1 protein-coding gene is annotated in these 1103 nt (G+C 45.9%); it reads left to right on the forward strand.

Going from position 1 to position 1103, the window contains the following annotated elements; all coding sequences use genetic code 11:
- Nucleotides 1-108: 108 nt before the first annotated feature.
- Nucleotides 109-981 carry a succinate--CoA ligase subunit alpha gene (gene sucD / locus A3735_RS06195; protein ID WP_068512330.1) on the forward strand — a complete coding sequence of 291 codons (873 nt, stop codon included), beginning with the start codon at nt 109-111 and terminating at the stop codon, nt 979-981.
- The last annotated feature ends 122 nt before the right edge of the window (nt 982-1103 follow it).

Here is a 1103-nt window from a genome sequence, read left to right on the forward strand (position 1 = left end):
TGCTGAAGCGGGCAGAGAAGTGCTTGCTAGCTCTGATTTGGATATTATCGCGGCAGAATCATTGACAGATGCTGCAGAAAAAGTTGTCGCTGCAGCGGAGGGTAAATAATGTCAGTTTTAATTAATAAAGATACAAAAGTTATCTGTCAGGGTTTTACTGGTGGGCAAGGTACTTTCCACTCAGAGCAAGCTATTGCATATGGCACGCAAATGGTTGGTGGTGTAAGTCCGGGTAAGGGTGGTCAGACTCATCTTGGTCTTCCAGTATTCAACACTGTTAGCGAAGCGGTTGAAGCTACGGGTGCGACGGCTACGGTTATCTATGTTCCAGCACCTTTCTGTAAAGATGCGATTTTAGAGGCGATTGATGCAGGTATCGAGCTGATCGTTACCATTACTGAAGGCATTCCTACTTTGGATATGGTTGATGTGAAGGTTAAGCTTGATCAAGCTGGCGTTCGTATGATTGGACCAAACTGTCCTGGTGTTATCACCCCAGGAGAGACTAAGATCGGTATCATGCCTGGTCACATTCACCTACCAGGAAAGGTTGGTATTGTTTCTCGCTCAGGTACTTTGACTTATGAAGCGGTTAAGCAAACAACTGATGCAGGCTTCGGTCAGTCAAGTTGCGTAGGTATTGGTGGTGACCCAGTACCAGGTACTAGCTTTATTGATGTTTTGGAAATGTTCCAGAACGACCCCCAGACAGAAGCTATTGTAATGATTGGTGAAATTGGTGGTACTGCTGAGGAAGAAGCAGCTGAGTACATCAAGGCTAATGTAACAAAGCCTGTTGTGTCGTATATAGCGGGTGTTACAGCGCCTGCTGGTAAGCGTATGGGGCATGCTGGGGCGATCATCGCTGGTGGTAAGGGTACAGCTGATGAGAAATTCGCTGCACTCGAGGCAGCTGGTGTGAAGACTGTTCGTTCTCTAGCGGATATTGGTTCAGCGCTGAAAGAAAAAGCTGGCTGGTAGGATATCGCTATTAGCGAGATTAACGATTTAAGTTAGTCTTTAAAGGGCGGGGTAGAGTTAATCTATCCCGCCTTTTTTGTATCCATTATAAAGTACAGTCTTGGCTCATTGCTTTTATTCGC

Source organism: Oleiphilus sp. HI0061 (genome assembly GCF_001635675.1).

What these genes read in the sequence shown, in the direction of transcription:
- sucD (WP_068512330.1), top strand. Translation starts at nt 109, where the DNA reads ATGTCAGTTTTAATTAATAAAGATACAAAAGTTATCTGTCAGGGTTTT.